The sequence below is a fragment of the Pseudomonas sp. FBCC-B545 genome, assembly GCF_059134095.1.
In genome coordinates, this window is record NZ_CP101441.1 from 991,697 (window position 1) to 1,012,138 (window position 20,442).

Annotated in this window: 20 protein-coding genes; 12 read left to right on the top strand and 8 right to left on the bottom strand. The window is 60.5% G+C overall.

Annotated elements, in window-relative coordinates:
- Nucleotides 1-258 precede the first annotated feature (258 nt).
- Nucleotides 259-603: a cupin domain-containing protein gene (locus tag NMB39_RS04600; protein ID WP_003230905.1), complete on the bottom strand. Its 345-nt coding sequence runs from the start codon at nt 601-603 to the stop codon at nt 259-261.
- Nucleotides 604-932: 329 nt separating this feature from the next.
- Between NMB39_RS04600 and kynB the strand changes: the two genes are divergently transcribed.
- On the top strand, nt 933-1,583 hold the full coding sequence (gene kynB, locus NMB39_RS04605; protein WP_043046744.1) for an arylformamidase: 651 nt from the start codon (nt 933-935) through the stop codon (nt 1,581-1,583).
- Nucleotides 1,580-2,437 (top strand): tryptophan 2,3-dioxygenase, encoded by an 858-nt coding sequence (gene kynA, locus NMB39_RS04610; RefSeq protein ID WP_043046745.1) that lies wholly within the window; start codon nt 1,580-1,582, stop codon nt 2,435-2,437. The genes kynB and kynA overlap by 4 nt, the downstream gene beginning before the upstream one ends.
- An 82-nt stretch (nt 2,438-2,519) precedes the next feature.
- Here kynA and NMB39_RS04615 read toward each other — a convergent pair whose 3' ends face one another.
- The 4 genes from NMB39_RS04615 to antA all read right to left on the bottom strand — a co-directional run bounded on the left by NMB39_RS04615 (nt 2,520) and on the right by antA (nt 6,900).
- A complete protein-coding gene (locus NMB39_RS04615; RefSeq protein ID WP_057025156.1) occupies nt 2,520-3,920 on the bottom strand; it encodes an amino acid permease in 1,401 nt (466 codons plus the stop codon).
- 71 nt (nt 3,921-3,991) lie between these two features.
- Nucleotides 3,992-4,999, bottom strand: coding sequence for an anthranilate 1,2-dioxygenase electron transfer component AntC (gene antC, locus NMB39_RS04620; protein WP_494339584.1), 1,008 nt, complete (start codon nt 4,997-4,999; stop codon nt 3,992-3,994).
- Nucleotides 5,000-5,017: 18 nt separating this feature from the next.
- On the bottom strand, nt 5,018-5,509 hold the full coding sequence (gene antB / locus NMB39_RS04625; protein WP_056845953.1) for an anthranilate 1,2-dioxygenase small subunit: 492 nt from the start codon (nt 5,507-5,509) through the stop codon (nt 5,018-5,020).
- The gene (gene antA, locus NMB39_RS04630) at nt 5,509-6,900 is read right to left on the bottom strand and encodes an anthranilate 1,2-dioxygenase large subunit (RefSeq protein WP_056845954.1); all 1,392 of its coding nucleotides are present in this window, start codon (nt 6,898-6,900) and stop codon (nt 5,509-5,511) included. Before antA ends, antB begins: the two co-directional genes overlap by 1 nt.
- Before the next feature lie 311 nt (nt 6,901-7,211).
- On the opposite strand from antA, the gene NMB39_RS04635 reads away from it, so the two are divergent.
- The gene (locus NMB39_RS04635) at nt 7,212-8,204 is read left to right on the top strand and encodes an AraC family transcriptional regulator (RefSeq protein ID WP_057025158.1); all 993 of its coding nucleotides are present in this window, start codon (nt 7,212-7,214) and stop codon (nt 8,202-8,204) included.
- A 67-nt stretch (nt 8,205-8,271) separates the two neighbouring features.
- On the opposite strand, the gene NMB39_RS04640 is transcribed toward NMB39_RS04635, so the two are convergent.
- Nucleotides 8,272-9,147 carry a LysR family transcriptional regulator gene (locus tag NMB39_RS04640; RefSeq protein ID WP_494339583.1) on the bottom strand — a complete coding sequence of 292 codons (876 nt, stop codon included), beginning with the start codon at nt 9,145-9,147 and terminating at the stop codon, nt 8,272-8,274.
- A gap of 114 nt (nt 9,148-9,261) precedes the next feature.
- Between NMB39_RS04640 and NMB39_RS04645 the strand changes: the two genes are divergently transcribed.
- Genes NMB39_RS04645 through catA form a run of 3 tightly spaced genes read left to right on the top strand, consistent with a single transcriptional unit; the run spans nt 9,262 to nt 11,664 of the window.
- Complete coding sequence (locus NMB39_RS04645; protein WP_494340611.1) at nt 9,262-10,389, top strand: muconate cycloisomerase family protein; 1,128 nt, start codon at nt 9,262-9,264, stop codon at nt 10,387-10,389.
- 11 nt (nt 10,390-10,400) lie between these two features.
- Nucleotides 10,401-10,691, top strand: coding sequence for a muconolactone Delta-isomerase (gene catC / locus NMB39_RS04650; RefSeq protein WP_198719374.1), 291 nt, complete (start codon nt 10,401-10,403; stop codon nt 10,689-10,691).
- A 43-nt stretch (nt 10,692-10,734) separates the two neighbouring features.
- The gene (gene catA, locus NMB39_RS04655) at nt 10,735-11,664 is read left to right on the top strand and encodes a catechol 1,2-dioxygenase (protein ID WP_057013104.1); all 930 of its coding nucleotides are present in this window, start codon (nt 10,735-10,737) and stop codon (nt 11,662-11,664) included.
- 132 nt (nt 11,665-11,796) lie between these two features.
- On the opposite strand, the gene NMB39_RS04660 is transcribed toward catA, so the two are convergent.
- The gene (locus NMB39_RS04660; RefSeq protein WP_003176072.1) at nt 11,797-12,270 is read right to left on the bottom strand and encodes an Lrp/AsnC family transcriptional regulator; all 474 of its coding nucleotides are present in this window, start codon (nt 12,268-12,270) and stop codon (nt 11,797-11,799) included.
- Between the two features lie 144 nt (nt 12,271-12,414).
- On the opposite strand from NMB39_RS04660, the gene kynU reads away from it, so the two are divergent.
- Together kynU and NMB39_RS04670 are read left to right on the top strand one after the other, a co-directional pair.
- Nucleotides 12,415-13,665 (top strand): kynureninase, encoded by a 1,251-nt coding sequence (kynU, locus tag NMB39_RS04665; RefSeq protein ID WP_494339582.1) that lies wholly within the window; start codon nt 12,415-12,417, stop codon nt 13,663-13,665.
- A 99-nt stretch (nt 13,666-13,764) separates the two neighbouring features.
- Nucleotides 13,765-15,171 carry an amino acid permease gene (locus tag NMB39_RS04670; protein WP_494339581.1) on the top strand — a complete coding sequence of 469 codons (1,407 nt, stop codon included), beginning with the start codon at nt 13,765-13,767 and terminating at the stop codon, nt 15,169-15,171.
- Here NMB39_RS04670 and NMB39_RS04675 read toward each other — a convergent pair.
- Nucleotides 15,117-16,007, bottom strand: a complete 891-nt coding sequence (locus NMB39_RS04675; RefSeq protein WP_056845993.1) for a LysR substrate-binding domain-containing protein — start codon at nt 16,005-16,007, stop codon at nt 15,117-15,119. The genes NMB39_RS04670 and NMB39_RS04675 overlap by 55 nt on opposite strands.
- Before the next feature lie 83 nt (nt 16,008-16,090).
- On the opposite strand from NMB39_RS04675, the gene NMB39_RS04680 reads away from it, so the two are divergent.
- The 4 genes from NMB39_RS04680 to NMB39_RS04695 all read left to right on the top strand — a co-directional run bounded on the left by NMB39_RS04680 (nt 16,091) and on the right by NMB39_RS04695 (nt 20,440).
- The gene (locus NMB39_RS04680; RefSeq protein WP_494339580.1) at nt 16,091-16,855 is read left to right on the top strand and encodes a sulfite exporter TauE/SafE family protein; all 765 of its coding nucleotides are present in this window, start codon (nt 16,091-16,093) and stop codon (nt 16,853-16,855) included.
- A gap of 51 nt (nt 16,856-16,906) precedes the next feature.
- On the top strand, nt 16,907-17,803 hold the full coding sequence (locus NMB39_RS04685) for a LysR substrate-binding domain-containing protein (protein WP_494339579.1): 897 nt from the start codon (nt 16,907-16,909) through the stop codon (nt 17,801-17,803).
- Nucleotides 17,804-17,906: 103 nt separating this feature from the next.
- Nucleotides 17,907-18,800, top strand: coding sequence for an NAD-dependent epimerase/dehydratase family protein (locus tag NMB39_RS04690; RefSeq protein ID WP_494339578.1), 894 nt, complete (start codon nt 17,907-17,909; stop codon nt 18,798-18,800).
- A 194-nt stretch (nt 18,801-18,994) separates the two neighbouring features.
- A complete protein-coding gene (locus tag NMB39_RS04695) occupies nt 18,995-20,440 on the top strand; it encodes a SulP family inorganic anion transporter (protein WP_494339577.1) in 1,446 nt (481 codons plus the stop codon).
- The last annotated feature ends 2 nt before the right edge of the window (nt 20,441-20,442 follow it).

Below are 20,442 nucleotides of genomic sequence, written 5' to 3' on the forward strand. Positions count from 1 at the left end.
CAATGAAATTATACGAAGCAGGCGATGCTGTCAAAATTAATACTAGCTATAACTAAAGTAGTGTATGTGCGCGCTGATAGATAGGGCAGGTGATTTTTTGCATATTCAGGTTTTTTTCCAGCGTATTGCTGAAAAATATAGCTCGGAAAAACGGCTGTTGTATGTTTTTTTTTGTGGTGCGGGGCAATAAAGGGCGTAGACACGAGGTCATGGCGTTGCAGCAAAAAGGGCCGGGATGGCCCTTTTCAGGTGACGGGATCAAGCAAAAACGAAGTACTTGCGCACGGTCTCCACCACTTCCCACGTGCCCTTCATCCCCGGCTCCACCACAAAGATATCCCCAGCGCGCAAATGAATCGGCTCCATGCCTTCCGGCGTGATCACGCAGTAGCCTTCCTGGAAATGGCAGTATTCCCACTTCACGTATTCCACGTACCACTTGCCCGGTGTGCAGATCCAGGTGCCCATGATCTTGCTGCCGTCTTCGCTGGTGTAGGCGTTGAGATTGACGGTGTGCGGGTCGCCTTCAAGCTTTTCCCATTTGCAGGCATCCAGGACCGGCAGTGGGTGGGTGTCGCGCAGTACGGTGATAGGCTTGGACATGATGCCTCCGAGGCAAGGGTAGAAGAGTCGAACCCTATAGCGTCGCGGCCGGGGCTGGTGGTCTGGACTCGACATCGGTATGCCCAGAAGCGCAGTTAATGTGGGAGGGGGCTTGCTCCCGATAGCAGTGTGTCAGTCACTGCTATGGCTACTGACACACCGCTATCGGGAGCAAGCCCCCTCCCACATTGGATCTGTGTGAATTGTTCGGTAATTTGTCTTTTTATCGCAGTAACTGCGAAAGAATTCGCCTATGACGCCAGAATTCGCAAGAAAATTCAGAGCTGGCCCTCGTATCATTCACCCCAGTACCCCGTGAGAGCCTTGCAATGAACCCAATAAAAACGTGGTGGGATATCAGCCCGCCCTTGAGCACGGCGACCCCGACCTGGCCTGGCGATACGCCGTTCCAGGAAGAGCGCGTGTGGCAGTTCGGCCCGGAGTGCCCGGTGAATGTGGGGCGCGTGACCTTGTCGCCGCACACCGGTGCCCATGTGGATGCTCCGCTGCATTACAGTGCTGACGGTGCGCCGATTGGCGAGGTGTCGTTGGACGTGTACATGGGCCCGTGCCGGGTGCTGCATTGCCTGGGCAGCGGCGCGTTGGTGCAGCCACACCAGTTGCAAGGCCGTGTGGATAACCTGCCGGAGCGCGTGCTGCTGCGCACTTATCCACAAGCGCCGCTCACCGAATGGGATGCGAATTTCACCGCCATCGCCCCACAAACCATTGAACTGCTCGCCAGCCTGGGTGTGCGCCTGATCGGTATCGACACGCCGTCCCTGGACCCGCAACAGTCCAAGACCATGGATTCCCACAACGCGGTAGCCCGTCACGGCATGGCGATCCTCGAAGGCATCGTGCTCGATGAGGTACCGGAGGGCGACTATGAACTGATCGCACTGCCGCTGCGCTTTGCCAACCTCGATGCCAGCCCGGTCCGCGCAATCCTGCGCCCGCTCAAGGAGCCCACGCGATGAGCCAATGTCCCTTCTCTGCCGATTACCAGCCACCGGAAGAATGGCATAACGCCGAACTGAATTTTTCCGAGTCCATGAGCTATGGCGACTACCTGGACCTGGGCAAAGTCCTCAGCGCCCAGCACCCGCTGTCGCCTGACCACAACGAGATGCTCTTCATCATCCAGCACCAGACTTCGGAGCTGTGGATGAAACTGATGCTCCACGAACTCAAGGCCGCCCGCGAACACGTGCGCCTGGGTGAGTTGCCGCCGGCGTTCAAGATGCTGGCGCGAGTCTCGCGGATCTTCGACCAACTGGTGCACGCCTGGGCGGTGCTGGCGACCATGACGCCGTCGGAGTACAAGGCAATTCGCCCATTCCTGGGGCAGTCGTCGGGGTTCCAGTCGTTCCAGTACCGCGAGATCGAATTCATCCTCGGCAACAAGAGCCCGGCATTGCTGCGCCCCCATGCTCATCGGCCGGAACTGTTGCAGGAGCTTCAGGTGGCGATTGCCACGCCGTCGCTCTATGACGAGGCGATCAACCTGATGATCAAGGCGGGGCTGGCGATTGACCCCCAGCGCGCCGAGCGCGACCCGACGGCGGCCACAGTGCATGATGAGTCGGTGGAGGCGGCGTGGCGTGAGGTGTATCGCGACCCGAGCCGGTATTGGGATTTGTATCAGTTGGCCGAGAAGTTCATCGACCTGGAGGATTCGTTCCGCCAATGGCGCTTCCGGCATGTGACCACGGTGGAGCGGATCATCGGCTTCCAGCCGGGCACTGGTGGCACCGAAGGCGTGGGGTATTTGCGCAAGATGCTCGACACGGTGCTGTTCCCCGAACTCTGGCGAGTACGTTCCACCCTCTAAACAAAAAGCCCCGGATTACCGGGGCTTTTCATTTGGAATGCAGTTAAAAATGTGGGAGGGAGCAAGCCCCCTCCCACATGGTTTATTGCGTTACTGCAACCGTCGCGTTTTTCATCCGCAGCCGATAGGCCACATAGATAATCCCCACCCACACCGGCATCGCATACACCGACTCGCGAATCCCCGGGATTGCCAGCATCACGCTGATGATCATCAGCATGAACGCCAGGCAAAGGTAATTGCTGAACGGGAACCAGAAGGTCTTGAACGACGGCGTCACGCCTTGCTCGCCCATGGCCTTGCGGAACTTGATATGGGTGATGCTGATCAGCGCCCAGTTGATCATCAGCGAAGCAACCACCAGCGCAAACAGCAACTCCAGGGCACTCTGCGGCGCGACATAGTTGACCACCACACACAGCATCGTCACCAAGGCTGAAATCGCCAACGCCCGCAGCGGCACGCCTTGCTTGTTGAGCTTCATCAGCGCCTTGGGCGCGTCACCTTGCTCGGCCAGGCCAAACAGCATGCGGCTGTTGCAGTACACGCCGCTGTTGTACACCGACAACGCCGCGGTCAGCACCACGAAGTTGAGGATGTGGGCGGCGGTGTCGTTGCCGATCAGCGAGAAGATCTGCACAAACGGGCTGCCGCTGTAGGCATCGCCGGACGCGCCGAGGGTCTGCAGCAGTTGATCCCACGGGTACAGCGACAACAGCACGGTCAGCGCGCCGACGTAGAAAATCAGGATGCGGTACACCACCTGGTTGATCGCCTTGGGAATCACCTTGCGTGGCTCGCTGGCCTCGGCGGCGGTGATGCCGACCAGCTCCAGGCCACCGAACGAGAACATGATGAAGGCCATGGACATCAACAGCCCCATGCCGCCATTGGGGAAGAAACCGCCATGGCTCCACAGGTTGCTAACCGAGGCTTGCGGGCCACCAGTGCCGCTGAACAAAAGGTAGCAGCCGAGCACGATCATGCCGACAATCGCCACCACCTTGATGATCGCGAACCAGAACTCGGCTTCGCCGAAGAACTTCACGTTCAGGGTGTTGATCAGGTTCACCGCGACAAAGAACACCAGCGCGCTCACCCAGGTCGGAATCTCCGGCCACCAGAACTGGATGTACTTGCCCACCGCCGTCAGTTCGGCCATGCCCACCAGCACATACAGCACCCAGTAGTTCCAGCCCGCCAAGAAGCCCGCGTAGCCGCCCCAGTATTTGTGCGCGAAGTGGCTGAATGAACCGGCCACCGGCTCCTCGACGATCATCTCGCCGAGCTGGCGCATGATCAGGAACGCGATAAAGCCTGCAATCGCATAGCCCAGGATCATCGACGGCCCCGCCGACTTGAGTACCCCGGCCGAGCCGAGGAACAAGCCTGTACCAATCGCCCCTCCCAAGGCGATCAGCTGAATGTGCCGGTTCTTCAGGCCACGCTTGAGGCCCACCGGGTTAACCATGTCATCCGCCATTAACATTCCCTTCTACTTGTTTTTCTCAAGGGTGAGTGCACGCCGCATCGGCCCCTCAGAAGTGCTGAGGGTCAGATATTACTCTGGGTGAACTTTTCGTAATACAGCTGAACGCCATCAAGTGCCTGATCCGCCAGCCATTGTTGGATGGATTCGACCATTGGCGGGGGGCCGCACAGGTACATATCCGCCGATCTATCCCGCAATTCGGCCAGGTCGAAATGTTCGGTAAGGTAACCGCGCTTGCCGGACCAGTCATCGGAGGGTTCGCTGAGCACTTCGGTGTAGCGAAAGCCCGGGATTTTCCCCGCGTAGTCCTGGATACGCGCCGCTTCGCATAAATCCTCGGCCCCGCGCACGCCGTAGTACAGGTGCACCGGTTGCGCGCAGCCGTTGGCCGCCAGCTCATCGAGCATACCCAGCAACGCCGACAAGCCTGTGCCGCCCGCCACCAGCACCAGCGGCTGGGTGACATGGCGCAGGTAGAACGCCCCCAATGGCGCCTCCAGCAGCATCTCGTCGCCCACCTGGCAGCGCTCGCGCAAATATTTGCTCATCACCCCATCCGGCAGCAGGCGCACCAGGAATTGCAGTTGGTTGCCCGGCCGATTGGCGAAGGAGTAGGAGCGCCAACTGTCGGTGCCGGGCACCGCGAGGCGAGCGTATTGGCCGGGCAGGAAATCCAGTGGCTGCTGCAGTTGCACTTGCAGGATCGCTGTACTGGTGGAGACCTGCTGCACGTCGCTCACCTTACCGCGTACCTGCACTGGCCCGGACGCATTGCACAGGCTTGAATCGAAGTCGAAGTAGAAGGTGGCGTCGGACTGCACCCGGGTCTGGCAACTGAGCATCTTGCGTTGTTGCAGGTCGAGGCTGGAGAGGGCTTCGTCGTCTACATAGTCTTGTGTGTAGTTTCCCGATTCGCAGCGGCCCTGGCAGGTGCCGCACACGCCTTCGCGGCAATCCAATGGGATCTTGATACCGTTACGCAGGGCCGCATCCAAGAGAATTTCATTGGCGCCCACCGGAAAAAACAGGGTTTTGCCATCGGCAAAGCTGAAGGCCACTTTGTGAGTCATCTGAACAGCTCCGGTGCTTCAGAGGTGATAGAAATCCAGCACCGAGTTGATGGTGTCGTTGAGCAGCAAGGCGTGCTTGCGCGTGATCAGCCAGCTGTCGCCCTCGGGCTTGAGGCGATAGGTTGCGTGCCCATAGAACTGCTCGGACGTAGCCAACCGATAAAACAGCGTGTGCCAGTTCAAGCGCACCTCCAAGGTGCCGTCGCTTTGTTCGGCAATGCGTACGTTATTGATCAGGTGCAAGGTGCGCGGCATCGGTGTGGCCGAGGCGGCCTTGCCGGTGCGCAGGCGGAACACGCGGTCTTCCAGGCCCGAACGGTTGGCGTAGTAGATCAACGACATCTCGCGCTTGGGGTCGCGGGTGTAGACGTGTTCCGAGTCCCATTGCGGCAGGTGGAATTCACTCTGCGGGTCGAACAACTGCACATAGGCATCCCAGTCCTGGGCGTCGCACAGTTCGGATTTGCGGTAGAAAAACTGCTCGATCTGGTACTGCAACTGTGCATTCATCACTTCACCTCCCGCAGTGTCAGCGCTTGCCGGTCCAGGCCCTTGAGCAGGAACTGTTGCCAGTTGCGATGCTGGTTGACGTACAAACCTTCGTGGGTGAACTCGGTGCCGGTCATGGCTGGTTGGATGCCAATGGCTTCGCTGTTGGGCGTAGGCCCGGTTTCCCAGCGGTGGCTGCCCCGTGAGATATCGCTCCAGCGCTCCAGGCGGCCCTGGAAACCGCGCTGGGCTTCGCGAAATTCCACCAAGTCGTCCGGCGTGCCCATGCCCGAGACGTTGAAGAAATCTTCGAATTGGCGAATGCGGTTTTCGCGATCCGCATCGGACTCATCCTTCACACCCAGGCACTGGCTGATGATCTCGGTCTTGTTCCAGGCCACCGGGCGGATGATGCGCAGCTGTGAGCTGATCTGGTCGAGGAAGAACAGGCTGGGGTAGATGTTCAGGTTACGCAGGCGGTGCATCATCCACTCGGCCTTTTGCTGGCCGTGCTCTTGTACCAGTCGCGGCATGATCGTGGCGTAGCCGGAGCGCACGCTGGGGTTGGGCATGTCGCTGAACAACACGCTGTGGCCGTTGTTGAAGGCGAACCAGCCGTCGTCGGTATTGGCGTCGCCGGCGCCGAGCTTGCTGTAGTCCAAGGTCGTGCTGGAGCCTGTGCCGTTCTCGGTATTGACCTGCTGGCGATGCTGCACCGTGGCCACGTAGTTGTAGTGCACGGTGCTGACGTGATAACCGTCCAGGCCGTTTTCGTTTTGCAGTTTCCAGTTGCCGTCATAGGTGTAGGCGGACTTGCCCGGCAGCACCTCCAGCTCCCCCGTGGCGGATTGCGCCACCATCATGTCGAAAAACACTTTGGCGTCGCCGAGGAAGTCTTCCAGGCTATCCGTGCCCTGCACGTCGAGGCTGATAAACACAAAGCCCTTGTAGCTGTCGATGCGGGCTTTTTTCAGGCCTCGGGTGGCTTTATCAAACCCCTCCGGATATTCCCCCGGTGCCTTGACCTTCACCAACCGGCCGTCGCTCTTGTAGCACCAGGCGTGGAACGGGCAGGTAAAGGTGGACTGGTTGCCCTTGCCCACCCGGGTGAGGGTGGTGCCGCGATGTTGGCAGGCATTGATCAACGCGTTGAGCCGGCCTTCGCCGTCGCGGGTGATGATCATTGGCTGGCGCCCGGCGCGCATCGTCACGAAGTCGTGGTTGTTCGCCAGCTCGCTTTCGTGGCAGGCGTAGATCCAGTTCTTTTCGAAGATCAGTTCCATCTCCAGCTCGAACAACTCGGGCTCGGTAAACATGTCGCGGGCGATGCGAAACACCGCATCGGCCGGGCGAAAATCCAGGCAGCTTTCGATAAAGCTCTTCCACTGCTCGACGCTTCTTGCACCACTCATGGGAGGCACCTTTTGATCATGGCTAAACGGTGAGCCATTAAGAGCCTGTGAGGTGGTGGCGGGCTATCCGCTTAATGGGGGAAGCTGGGCCGCAAAGTTGGGCAGCAAATACCCACGGCGGTGCGCGCAAGTGACAGCATGCGCTACTGTGATTGCAGGTGAAGGTCACGAAAGCCTGGGCTTTATCCACATAGTCGACCTTTGCTATCCACCCGGTGGTGATGGTGCTGGCGTGGCTTGGAACTTGCTGTTGATGTTCAACGACGCGCCGCCAGAGCGCGCAAACGCCTAACCGCCGTGGGTGCAGCCCGATGAGTAGCCAGACACGCGATATTCATATCCAACGCTTCGACCTGGAGGGCGCCCGCAGCTGGATGTCCGGTATTTGCGGCCCCCATCGCCTGGCAACGGCGACGCCCGAACGCCTGCGTTTTCACCACAGTGCCAACGTGTTCAAGTCCCGCGCCACCACCCTGGGCGTGATCGAATACGGCACCGACGTGACCATCGACATCGAAGACGCCGAGCACTTCAGCAGTTACAGCCTGAGCCTGCCATTGGTGGGCGAGCAGGAACTGAGCAAGAACGGTGAACGCCTCAGTTCCAACCGCGACCAGGGCGTGATCATTTCACCCAATGAACACCAGGTGCTGGCGATTTCCGGTGACTGCCGCAAGTTGCAGGTGGTGATTACCCGCGCAGCCATGAGTGAATCGCTGGAAGGTTTGTTGCAACGGCCCATCGACGCGCCGCTGCGCTTTGAATCGGTGATGGATGCGGTGGAGGGCGCCCCGGCTGCGTGGTGGCGCATGGCGCGTTACTTCATCGCCGAGCTGGAATGCCGCAGCGAGTTGTACGAGCAGGCGGCGTTCACCCGCGACCTGGAAAGCTCACTGATCAAGGGCCTGATCCTGGCCCAGCCGAATAACTACTCCGAAGAGCTGCGTGACGTGCTGGGCGTAAAACTGCCGCATTACCTGATCCGTGCGCGCCAGTACATCCATGACAACGCCCGCGAAGCCGTGCACCTGGAGGATCTGGAGGCGGCGGCCGGGGTGTCGCGGTTCAAGCTGTTCGATGCGTTTCGCAAGTACTTTGCGCTCTCGCCCATGGCTTATCTGAAGAAGCATCGGCTGGGGGCTGTGCGTCAGGAGATTCTTGAGCAGGGCTCGGTGCGTACCATCTCGGAAATTGCGTTGGGTTGGGGGTTTACTCACTTAGGCAGGTTTTCAGCGGAGTACCGCAAGCAGTTTGATGAATCCCCCAGCCAAACCCTGCAACGCAAGCGCCTGCGCAGCCTTTGAAAACGATGAGGATCAAACTGTGGGAGGGAGCAAGCCCCCACACTGGATTTGTGGTGCATATGGAATCTCAGATCAACTCTTCCACCAGTTGCAGGCAATGACTCAGCCCCAGCGACTGATCATTTACCCGCCGGCTGAGAATGATCGGCGAGGTCGCAGTAGCTTCCACCACCGGTGTATAGCCAATATCCGCCCGATGCAGCACTTGCACCGACGCCGGCACCAATGTCACACCCATCCCGGCACCCACCAGGCCGATAGCGGTCTGCAACTCGTTGGTCCACTGTGCAACCTTCAGGCTCAAGCCATGGGCGTCAAACAGCGCGAACACATGGTCGGCATAACTGGGGCGCGGGTTGCCGGGGTAGAGCACAAAGGGTTCGGCGGCCAACTGGGCGAGGGTGGCGGGGGCGTCCAGCAAGGGGTGACCACTGGGCAGCACGGCTACCAGGCGATCCTCCACCAATACGCGCTGGACAATGGCCGGGTCGTCGATGCGAATCCGTCCGAAGCCCACATCGATGCGCCCGGCCTTGAGCGCGTCGACCTGCTGCAGGGTGGTCATTTCCGACAAGCCCAGCTCCAGCTCCAGGGCCTCATGATTGCGCAGGCGCCGAATCAATTCCGGCAGCACGCCGTACAAGGTCGAGGGCGCAAAGCCGATGCCCAACCAGGTCTTTTCACCCAGGCCGATGCGCCGGGTGTTGTCGCAGACCTTGTCCAATTGTTCGAGCAACACATTGGCATGCTCATAGAAAAATCGCCCGGCCTCGGTCAGGCGCAAGGGGCGGCTACGCTCCAGCAGAATGACCCCCAGTTCATCCTCCAACTGTTGGATCTGCCGGCTCAAGGGCGGCTGGGCGATGTGCAGGCGTTCGGCGGCGCGGGTGAAGTTGAGGGTCTCGCCCAGCACCTGGAAATAGCGCAGGTGTCGCAGTTCCATATCGGCTCCTTTCATACCTTGAAGGTATTGCTTGAGACCCATTCTATATTGGAACCCCGCAAAAATACGGCACAGAATCGGCCAAAACCTATAAAGAACCCAATGGGTATTGCCATGCTGACCTGCGTCATCGAGTCGATCGAAACCATCATCGTCGACCTCCCTACCATTCGCCCGCACAAGCTGGCGATGCACACCCTGCAAAACCAAACCTTGGTGATCATCCGCCTGCGTTGCGCCGACGGCATCGAAGGCATCGGCGAAGCCACCACCATCGGCGGCCTTAGCTACGGCAACGAGAGCCCCGACAGCATCAAAGTCAACATCGACCGCCATTTCGCGCCGCTGTTGATCGGCCAGGATGCGAACAATATCAACGCCGCCATGTTGCGCCTGGAACGCAGTATTCGCGGCAACACCTTTGCCAAGTCCGGCATCGAAAGCGCCTTGCTCGACGCCCTCGGCAAACGCCGGGGCCTGCCGGTCAGCGAACTGCTCGGCGGGCGTGTACGCGATGCGCTGCCGGTGGCCTGGACCCTGGCCAGCGGCAACACCGAACAAGACATCGACGAGGCCGAGAAGATGCTCGACCTGCGCTGCCACCGCATCTTCAAGTTGAAGATCGGCGCCGGTGAAATCAGCCGTGACCTGACCCATGTGATCGCGATCAAGAAGGCCCTGGGCGAGCGTGCCAGTGTACGTGTCGACGTCAATCAGGCCTGGGATGAAGCCGTGGCCCTGCGGGCGTGCCAAGTGCTTGGTGACAACGGCATAGACTTGATCGAGCAACCGATTTCGCGCAATAACCGCGGCGGTATGGCCCGGCTCAACCTGTCGAGCCCGGTGCCGATCATGGCCGATGAGTCCATTGAGTGTGTCGAGGATGCCTTCAACCTGGCCCGCGAAGGCGCGGCCTCGGTGTTCGCCCTCAAGATCGCCAAGAACGGCGGGCCTCGCGCTGTGTTGCGCACGGCGGCGATTGCCGAAGCGGCCGGCATTGGCCTGTACGGCGGCACCATGCTCGAAGGTGGCATCGGCACCCTGGCCTCGGCCCATGCATTCCTCACCCTGAGCAAACTGGCGTGGGACACCGAGCTGTTCGGCCCGCTGTTGCTGACCGAAGACATTCTCACCGAGCAGCCGCTGTACCGCGATTTCCAGCTGCATATTTCCGCTGCGCCGGGCCTGGGCCTGGCGCTCGATGAAGAGCGCCTGGCGTTCTTCCGTCGTGACAAACACTAAGAGGCGCTGCCATGTTGTTTCACGTAAAAATGACCGTAAACCTGCCCCTCGACATGCACCCCGAGCGTGCCGACAGCCTCAAGGCCGAAGAGAAAGCCCTGGCCCAGCACCTGCAGCAAGAGGGCAAATGGCGCCACCTGTGGCGCATCGCCGGGCACTACGCCAACTACAGCGTGTTCGATGTCGACAGCGTGCAGGACCTGCACGACCTGCTGATGCAACTGCCGCTGTTTCCCTACATGGCCATCGAAGTGAATGCGCTGTGCCGGCACCCGTCGTCGATCCATGCAGACGACCGCTAAGCGCCTTTTAAAAAGCTAATAATGACAAGATGAGGAATGCACCATGACCATCCGCCTGTCCCAGACTGCTCACGCCCAACGGTTTCTCGAAGAAGCCAGCGGTAACCTCAATGACGCCGGCAACCCGCGCGCCAAGGCGCTGATGTACCGGATCCTGCGCGACACCGTGAACATCATCGAAGACCTGGAAGTGACCCCGGAAGAATTCTGGAAGGCGGTCAACTACCTCAATGAACTGGGCAAAAACCAGGAAGCCGGCTTGCTCGCCGCAGGCCTGGGCCTGGAGCATTACCTCGACCTGCTGATGGACGCCGCCGATGAACAGGCCGGCAAGTCCGGTGGCACACCGCGCACCATCGAAGGCCCGTTGTACGTAGCCGGCGCGCCGTTGTCGAAGTACGAAGCGCGGTTGGATGATGGCCAGGATGACGCGGTGCCGTTGTTCATGCGTGGGCAAGTGCGCGATACCAATGGCAAGCCACTGGCGGGGGCGATTGTCGATGTATGGCAGGCCAATACGGGCGGTACCTATTCATGGTTCGATCCGACTCAGTCGGCATTCAACCTGCGCCGACGCATCGAAACCGACGCCCAGGGCAACTACCGTTTTCGCAGCATCGTGCCCTCCGGCTATGGCTGCCCGCCCACCGGGCCGACGCAGCAATTGCTCGACCAACTGGGGCGCCATGGACAACGCCCTGCGCATATCCACTTCTTCATCTCGGCGCCTGGGCACCGGCACCTGACCACGCAGATCAACCTGTCGGATGATCCTTACCTGCATGATGACTTTGCCTATGCCACGCGCGATGAACTGATTGCCGAGATTCGCTTCAGTGACGATCCGCAGCTGGCACGGGAGTTTGGTGTGCAAGGGCGGTTTGCGCAGATTGATTTTGACTTTGAGTTGCAGGTGGCTGATGCGCCGGTGGAGCAAAAACGCATGCAACGCGTACGGGCTCTCGAGGACTGAGCGCGGGCAGAATGTGGGAGGGGGCTTGCCCCCGATAGCAGTGTGTCAGTCACTTATTTACTAACTGATCCTCCGCTATCGGGAGCAAGCCCCCTCCCACATTTAGTTCACATTTGATTTGTGGTGTTGGTGCTATTTGCGCACGACCAGATCCAACACCTCATCCCGGTCCTTGATCTTCTGCAGCACAATCTCCGACCTGATATCCATCACCCCCGCCGTGCGGTTCAGGTGGTTCACGATAAAGTCCGAAAAGTGCTTGAGATTGCGCGCCTGCACCCGCAGCACATAGTTGCTGGCGCCGGTGATCACATAGGCGCTTGCCACCTCCGGCCAGCCTTGCACCTTCTTGATAAAGGTCTCATGCCAGTCCTCTACATCCTGGCGCAACGACAGGTGCACGATGGCTTCCAGCTCGATCCCCAACTGCTCGGCATTCAATACCGCACGGTAACCGCTGATGATGCCCTCGCTTTCCAACAGGCGCAAACGGCGCAGGCAGGCAGAGGGCGAAAGTGCGACTTTTTCCGCCAGTTCCTGGTTGCTGATACGGCCATCCTGTTGCAGGAAATGCAGGAGGCGCAGGTCGGTGGCGTCGAGAATCATGCTTTGAATAAATCCGCGTATTTAGAGGTTAAATTCGAATTTCCTACAGCTTAATTAGCCTGTTACCCACCACTTTGCACGAAAATTCTCTAAAGCTTCGTTCATTATTTGCTGCATCCTCACTTATAAAAACCAGGACGACCCATGACCACTCCAAGCCATTGCCAAGCCCTCGACGCCCAGGACCCATTGGCGCCACTGCGCGCCCAGTTCGCCTTGCCCGAGGGGGTGATCTACCTCGACGGTAACTCCCTCGGCGCACGCCCGGTGGCGGCATTGGCGCGGGCGCAACAGGTGATTGCCGAGGAGTGGGGCAATGGTTTGATCCGCAGCTGGAACAGCGCCGGCTGGGCGGATTTGTCCCTGCGCCTGGGTAATCGCCTGGCGCCATTGATCGGTGCGCGGGACGGTGAAGTGGTGATCACCGATACCACCTCGATCAATCTGTTCAAGGTGCTCAGTGCGGCGTTGAGTGTGCAGCGCCAACGTGCGCCTGGGCGCAAGGTGATCGTCAGTGAGGCGAGCAACTTTCCCACCGATCTGTATATCGCGCAGGGCTTGGCGCAATTGCTGCAGCAGGGTTATTCCCTGCGGTTGGTCAACAGCCCCGACGAGCTGCCGCAGGCAATCGATCAGGACGTGGCGGTGGTGATGCTTACCCACGTCAACTACAAGACCGGCTACATGTACGACATGCAGGCGCTTACAGCCTTGAGCCACGAGTGCGGCGCGCTGAGCATCTGGGACCTGGCGCATTCGGCGGGTGCGGTGCCGGTCAACCTGCATCGGGCCGGCGCTGATTATGCGATCGGCTGCACCTACAAATACCTTAACGGCGGCCCGGGATCCCAGGCGTTCGTGTGGGTCAACCCGGCGTTGGTGGACGTAGTGCGCCAGCCGTTGTCGGGCTGGTTCGGGCACACCCGCCAGTTCGCCATGGAGTCCACCTACGCACCCAGCACCGGCATTGCGCGCTACCTGTGCGGCACCCAGCCGATCACCTCATTGGCCATGGTGGAGTGCGGCCTGGAGATTTTTGCCCAGACCGATATGGCCAGCCTGCGGACTAAATCCCTGGCATTGACCGACCTGTTTATTGCGCTTGTCGAAAGCCGCTGCGCCGCCCATGGCCTGACCCTGATCACCCCACGTGAACACGCCCGGCGTGGCAGCCACGTCAGCTTTGAGCACCCCGAAGGTTACGCCGTGATCCAGGCCCTGATCGCTCGGGGCGTGATCGGTGATTACCGCGAGCCGCGGATCATGCGTTTTGGTTTCACACCGTTGTACACAAGCTTCACCGAGGTTTGGGAGGCTGTGGAAATCCTCGGTGAAATCCTCGACAACGCCACCTGGGACCAGCCGCAATTCAAAGTGCGCAACAGCGTCACCTAATAGCACCACAGACCCAATGTGGGAGGGGGCAAGCCCCCTCCCACAGGGGATCTGTGACAACAGTCAAGCAACCATCACAATAATAAAAGGGGCACTCCAGTGACCACGCCAGACAACGGCTTTGCAGAGATCACCCACCGCGAACTGGGCCTGCGGCGCCAGCTCACTTCCGGCCAGATGAGCATGATCGCCATCGGTGGCGCCATTGGCACCGGGCTGTTCATGGGCAGCGCCTATGCCATCGGCTATGCCGGGCCGAGCGTGCTGGTGAGCTACGCCATCGGCGCGCTGATCACCTTGTTGCTGATGGGCTGCCTGGCGGAGATGACGGTGGCTCATTCCACCTCCGGCTCCTTTGGCGCCTATGCCGAGTTCTACATCAGCCCACTGGCCGGCTTCCTGGTGCGTTATGCCTACTGGGCGGCGATTGTGCTGGCCGTAGGCGCCGAGGTCACGGCGGTGGCGATGTACATGAAATACTGGTTTGCCAACGTGCCGGAGTGGGTGTGGATCGTGTCGTTTTCCAGCGTGCTGATCCTGCTCAATGCCATCAGCGTGAAGACCTTCGGTAACTTCGAATACTGGTTCTCGACGATCAAGATCAGTGCCATCGTCGGTTTCATCATCCTCGCCGTGTATGTGGTGTTCGGCTCCGGCAACCCGGACTACGGGGTGCAGAACTACACGGCCCACGACGGGTTTTTTCCCCATGGCTTAAGCGGCATGTGGATCGCGGTGATCGTGTCGATCTTCAGCTACCTCAGCGTCGAGATGATCGCCGTGGCCGCCGGTGAAGCCGCCGATCCGGAACAGGCGGTGAAGAAAGCCTTTCGCGCTACCATTGTGCGCCTGGTGGTGTTCTACCTGCTGACCCTGACGCTGATGCTCGCCATCGTGCCGTGGAACCAGGCGGGCCAGACCCAGAGCCCATTCGTCACGGTGATGCAGACCATCGGCATTCCTGGTGCCACCGGGGTGATGAACTTCGTGATCCTGATCGCGGCGCTGTCGGCGATGAACAGCCAGCTCTACATCACCACGCGCATGATGTTCAGCCTGTCCCGCGCAGGCTTTGCGCCCAAGGCCATGGGCGCCTTGAGCAAGAACGGCATCCCGCTCAATGCCCTGTTGCTGTCCAGCTCGGGCATCGCCCTGGCGACCTTGCTTAACGTGGTGTACCCGGAAAGCTCGTTCACCCTGATGATGGCGATCTCGATGTTCGGCGCGATCTTCACCTGGTTCATGATCTTCCTCACGCACCTGTTCTTCCGCCGCTATCGCAAGCGCCATGGCGGGGCGAAGTTGTCATTCCAGCTGCGCTTGTTTCCGTACACTACGTTGCTGGGGCTGGTGCTGATGGGGGCCGTGATGATCACCACCTATTTCACCGAGGCGTTCAAGATGACCCTGGTGTTTGGCGTGCCGTTCCTGCTGATACTGTCGGCGGTGTATTACGGGTTTTTCCGCAAGGGCAGGGCCAAGGCATCGAACAAAGCTCTGGCGTAACCCGGCAATTGTTCGAAGTCGCGTGCGCATAACAGCAGCTTGCGGCAGGCCCAGGTTTCTCGCAGAGGCTGGACCTTGAAACGGCGCTCCGACGGCCAGCGATCCAAGGCGGCCTGAGGCACGATGCCCAGGCCGGCGCCGCCGGCGACCATGCGAATCAAGCCATCAAAACCGTCGGCACGGATGCGGGTTTGCAGGCGAAAGCCTGCGTGCAATGCCTGCTCCTCCAAGTACACCGCCAGCGCACTGTTGGCCGCCAAGCCTACGTAGTCGTACTGCAAGCTGTCGATGAAGCTGGCTGTGGTCAGCGGATGGTCAAGGGGCACGATGAGCACCAACGGATCATCGCGAAACGGCAAGGTTTGCAAGCCGTGGGTGTCCACCGCATCGGAAATAATCCCCAGGTCGGCCGTGCCCTGGCGCAAGGCTTGGGTGATGCGCAGGCTGGGCAGTTCCTGCAGGTCGATATCCAGGTTGGGGTGTTCACGCAGAAAGCCGGCGAGCAGTTCAGGCAGGTATTCGCTGAGGGCGGTGGTGTTGCACAGCAGACGGACCTGGCCTTTGACGCCATTGGCGTATTCGGCCAGGTCCTGTCGCAGGTGTTCGGCCTGTTGCAGCAGCAGGCGAGCGTGCCGGGCCAAGGCTTTGCCCGCAGGGGTTGGGGTGACGCCACGGCGGCCACGGTCAAGAAACGCGATGCCCAGTGAAGACTCCATCGCCCGGATGCGTGCGCTGGCGGCAGCCAGGGACAAATGACTGCGAGCCGCGCCAGCGGTGATATTGCCGGTGTCGAGGATGTGCAGGTAGAGGCGCAGGTCGATCAGATCAAAGTGCATGGCGTCAGCCTCAGGCAAATCAAGAGTCAGGGTCAGTATATGGCGAATTTTCGAACCCGGCGAAAGCTCCCACAATGACGCGCATGAATACCTTTCTCTCGTTCTATCAAAACCTTGGTCCTGCCTTGACGCTGCTGGTGATCGGCAGCTTCCTGCTGGCCGGCACGGTCAAGGGCATCATTGGCCTGGGCCTGCCCACCGTGGCCATGGGCATGCTCGGCCTGGCTATGTTGCCGGCGCAGGCTGCAGCGTTGCTGATCATTCCTTCGACAGTGACCAACCTCTGGCAACTGGCGTTTGGCGGCCATTTGAGCGCCTTGGTCAAACGCTTGTGGCCGATGCTGTTGTTGATTTTCCTCGGCACCGGGCTTGGCAGCGTGTGGCTGGGCATGGGTGGCGGGCCTTGGGTGGTGCGTGGGTTGGGTGCGGCGTTGCTGGTGTATGCGTTGAGCGGGCTGTTCCTGCCGGCATTGCGGGTAGACCCGGCCACCGAACGTTGGCTGGGGCCGCTGTGCGGCGCCGTCACTGGCCTTATCACCTCGGCGACCGGCGTGTTCGTGATTCCCGCTGTGCCCTACCTGCAAGCCTTGGGTTTGAATCGCGATCAGTTGGTGCAGGCACTGGGCCTGTCGTTCAGCGTATCGACCCTGGCGCTCGCCGCAGGCCTGGCGTGGCGGGGCACCTTGGGCGGCGGTGAGATCAGTGCTTCAATGTTGGCACTGCTGCCGGCGCTGCTGGGCATGTGGCTGGGCCAGGCGCTGCGCCAGCGCATCAGCGCAGTGTTATTCAAGCGCGTTTTTTTTATCGGCATGGCGCTGTTGGGTGGCCACCTGTTGATCAGTGGCTGAGTCGCCAACCGCTCGGTGTAAGCTGCGCTGAACCGATTACGAGGAGCGCCTGTGAAAGCCCGGTCCGATGAGCTACAGATTTTCGTCAGCGTGATTGAGTGCGGTTCGATTTCCGCCGCGGCGGAGCAGGTCGGACAGACCCCTTCGGCGGTCAGCCGCACCTTGTCGCGCCTGGAGGCCAAGCTCGACACCACCTTGATCAACCGCACCACCCGGCGCATGGACCTGACCGAAGAGGGCAAGTACTTCTTCGAGCAGGCCAAGGTGATTCTGGCACAGATGGATGAGCTGGAAGAGCGCCTGTCGTCGCGCCAGAAAAAACCGGCCGGCCGCCTGCGTATCAACGCTGCCGTGCCGTTCATGCTGCATGGGATCGTGCCGTACATCGCCGAATTCCGTAGCCTCTACCCGGAAATCCAGCTGGAGCTCAACAGCGACGACCTGATCATCGACCTGCTGGAGCAAAGCACCGACATCGCCATTCGCATCGGCGCCCTGGCCGATTCGACCCTGCATGCGCGTTTCCTGGGGTCGACCCCGCTGCATATCCTTGCCAGCCCCGACTACCTCAAGCGGTACGGCACGCCGACGACGGTAGCCGAGTTAGCCGATCACACGCTGCTTGGCTTCACCCACACCGAAACCCTCAACCACTGGCCGCTGCGCCATGTGGACGGTGATCGCTGGCTGATCCAGCCCAGCGTCAGCGCCTCCAGTGGCGAAACTGTGCGGCAATTAGCGCTGGAAGGGCAGGGCATTTGCTGCCTGTCGAACTTCATGACTATCGACGACATCGACACCGGGCGCCTGATGCCGATGTTGGAGGCGTTCAACAGCGGTTATCGCCAGCCGATCCATGCGGTGTTCTACCGCAACTCGCAATTGGCGCTGCGCATCCAGTGTTTCCTGGATTTTATTCAGGCCAAACTGGCGCGGTATGCCCGCTGATTCGTGATCTGCACGCAAGAGTGAATTGGGTGAGACGGGCTTATTCGGCTGGGAGGGGTGCTTGATACTGGCTCCATCACTTACCCAGTCAGGAGCAACCTCCATGAACGTATTCGTTACCGGCGCCGCAGGGTTTATCGGCGGTTCCATCGCCACCGGCCTGGTCAAGGCCGGCCACCACGTCACCGGCCTGGTGCGCAGCGCCGAGCAAGCTGCCGAGATGACCGCCCTGGGTATCACCCCGGTGATCGGAACCCTTGACGACGCCGCCGTGTTGACCGAGCAGGCGCACAAGGCCGATGCAGTGATCAATGCCGCCAGCAGCGACCATCGCGCCGCAGTGGAAACCCTGCTGGCCGCCTTGAAAGGCTCGAACAAGCCGTTCCTGCACACCAGCGGCTCGAGCATTGTCGGCGATGCGTCGGGCGGCAAGGCCAGCGATGTCATCTATTTTGAAGACAATCTGCCGGAGCCGACTGTCGACAAGGCCGCGCGCGTGGCGATCGACAACTTGATCCTCGCGGCCGCCAGCGACGGCGTCAATTCGGCGGTGATCTGCAACACCCTGATCTACGGCCACAGCCTGGGCGTGAAGCGTGACAGCGTGCAATTGCCGCGCTTGCTCAAGCAGGCGCGCAAAAGTGGTGTGGTGCGCCATGTGGGCCCGGGGCAGAACATCTGGTCCAATGTGCATATCGAAGACGTGGTGGCCCTGTACCTGCTGGCGCTGACCAAAAACGTGCCGGGTACGTTCTACTTTGTGGAAAGCGGCGAAGCAGCGTTTATCGATATGACCACGGCCATTGCCCAAGCGCTGAACCTGGGCGAGCCGCAGGATTGGCCATTGGCCGAGGCTGAGGCCGAATGGGGCTATGAAATGGCCAACTACGGGCTGGGTTCCAACAGCCGGGTGCGTGGCAAGCATGCCCGTGAGTTGTTGGGCTGGGTGCCGAAGCGTACGTCGGTGGTGGAGTGGATTCGCGACGAAATGGTGTGATGTTCGCTTGAGACCAAGGTGCTGCTATCGGGAGCAAGCCCCCTCCCACATTTGACCGAATTCCAACTTTGGAATGCATTCAAGTGTGGGAGGGGGCTTGCTCCCGATTGAGGCGACTCGGTCTTCGAGGCTAGCCCCACCCGCCGCAATTCCGTACCATTCCCCGCCTTATCCCCGCATCTCCCTGGTACTCCATGAACCTCACCCGTCTGCGCGCCGATGCCCTGGCCGGCCTCACCACGTCTTTCGCGCTGCTGCCCGAATGCATCGCCTTTGCCCTGGTAGCCCATCTCAACCCGCTGATGGGGCTCTACGGCGCCTTTATCATCTGCACCCTCACCGCGCTGTTCGGCGGCCGACCCGGCATGGTCTCGGGCGCAGCGGGTTCGATGGCGGTGGTGATCGTCGCGCTGGTGGTGCAGCACGGGGTGGAGTATCTGCTGGCGACGGTGCTGCTGGGCGGGCTGATCATGGTCGCATTCGGCGTGCTGCGCCTGGGCAAGCTGGTGCGCATGGTGCCGCACTCGGTGATGCTCGGTTTCGTCAACGGCCTGGCGATCATCATTGCGCTGGCGCAACTGGAGCATTTCAAGAGCGGCGAACACTGGCTCAGTGGTACGCCGTTGTATGTGATGACCGGCCTGGTGGTGGTGACCATGGCAATTGTCTACCTGCTGCCGCGCCTGACCCGTGCCGTGCCCCCCGCGCTGGTGGCGATCCTGGGGGTTGGCCTGGCGGTCTACCTGCTTGGCCTGCCGACCCGCACCTTGGGCGATATGGCGCATATCGCCGGCGGCTTGCCAACCTTCGCCCTGCCGCAGATCCCCTGGACCCTGGAAACCCTCGGCATCATCGCGCCCTACGCGTTCCTGATGGCGATGGTTGGCCTGTTGGAAACCCTGCTGACCCTCAACCTCACTGATGAAATCACCGAGACCCGTGGCTACCCCGACCGCGAAAGCGTGGCCCTGGGCGCAGCGAACATGGTTTCGGGCCTGTTCGGTGGCATGGGTGGTTGCGCGATGATCGGGCAGACCGTGATCAACCTCAGCTCCGGCGGGCGCGGGCGTTTCTCCGGGGTGTTTGCCGGGGTGATGATCCTGTTGTTCATTCTGTTTCTATCACCGCTGATCGAACGAATTCCGCTGGCGGCGCTGGTGGGCGTGATGTTCGTGGTGTCGCAGCAGACCTTCGCCTGGGCATCGCTGCGGGTGATCAACAAGGTGCCGCTCAATGACGTACTGGTGATCATGGCGGTGACGATCATCACGGTGTTCACCGACCTGGCCACCGCGGTGTTGTGCGGTATCGTCATCGCGGCGCTGAACTTCGCCTGGCAGCAGGCGCGGGAGCTGTACGCGGATGAACATCTGGAGGCTGACGGCAGCAAGCTTTACCGCCTGCATGGCACCTTGTTCTTTGCCTCGACCACGCCGTTCCTGAATCAATTCGACCCGGCCAACGACCCGGCCCAGGTGACGCTGGATTGCCGTCACCTGAGCTTTGTCGACTATTCGGCGATTGCCGCGCTGATGACCCTGCGTGAACGCTACTCCAAGGCCGGCAAGCACCTGCGGGTGCTGCATTTATCCGAGCGCTGCAAGAAGCTGCTCAAGCGTGCGAAGGTTCACCACGACTGATA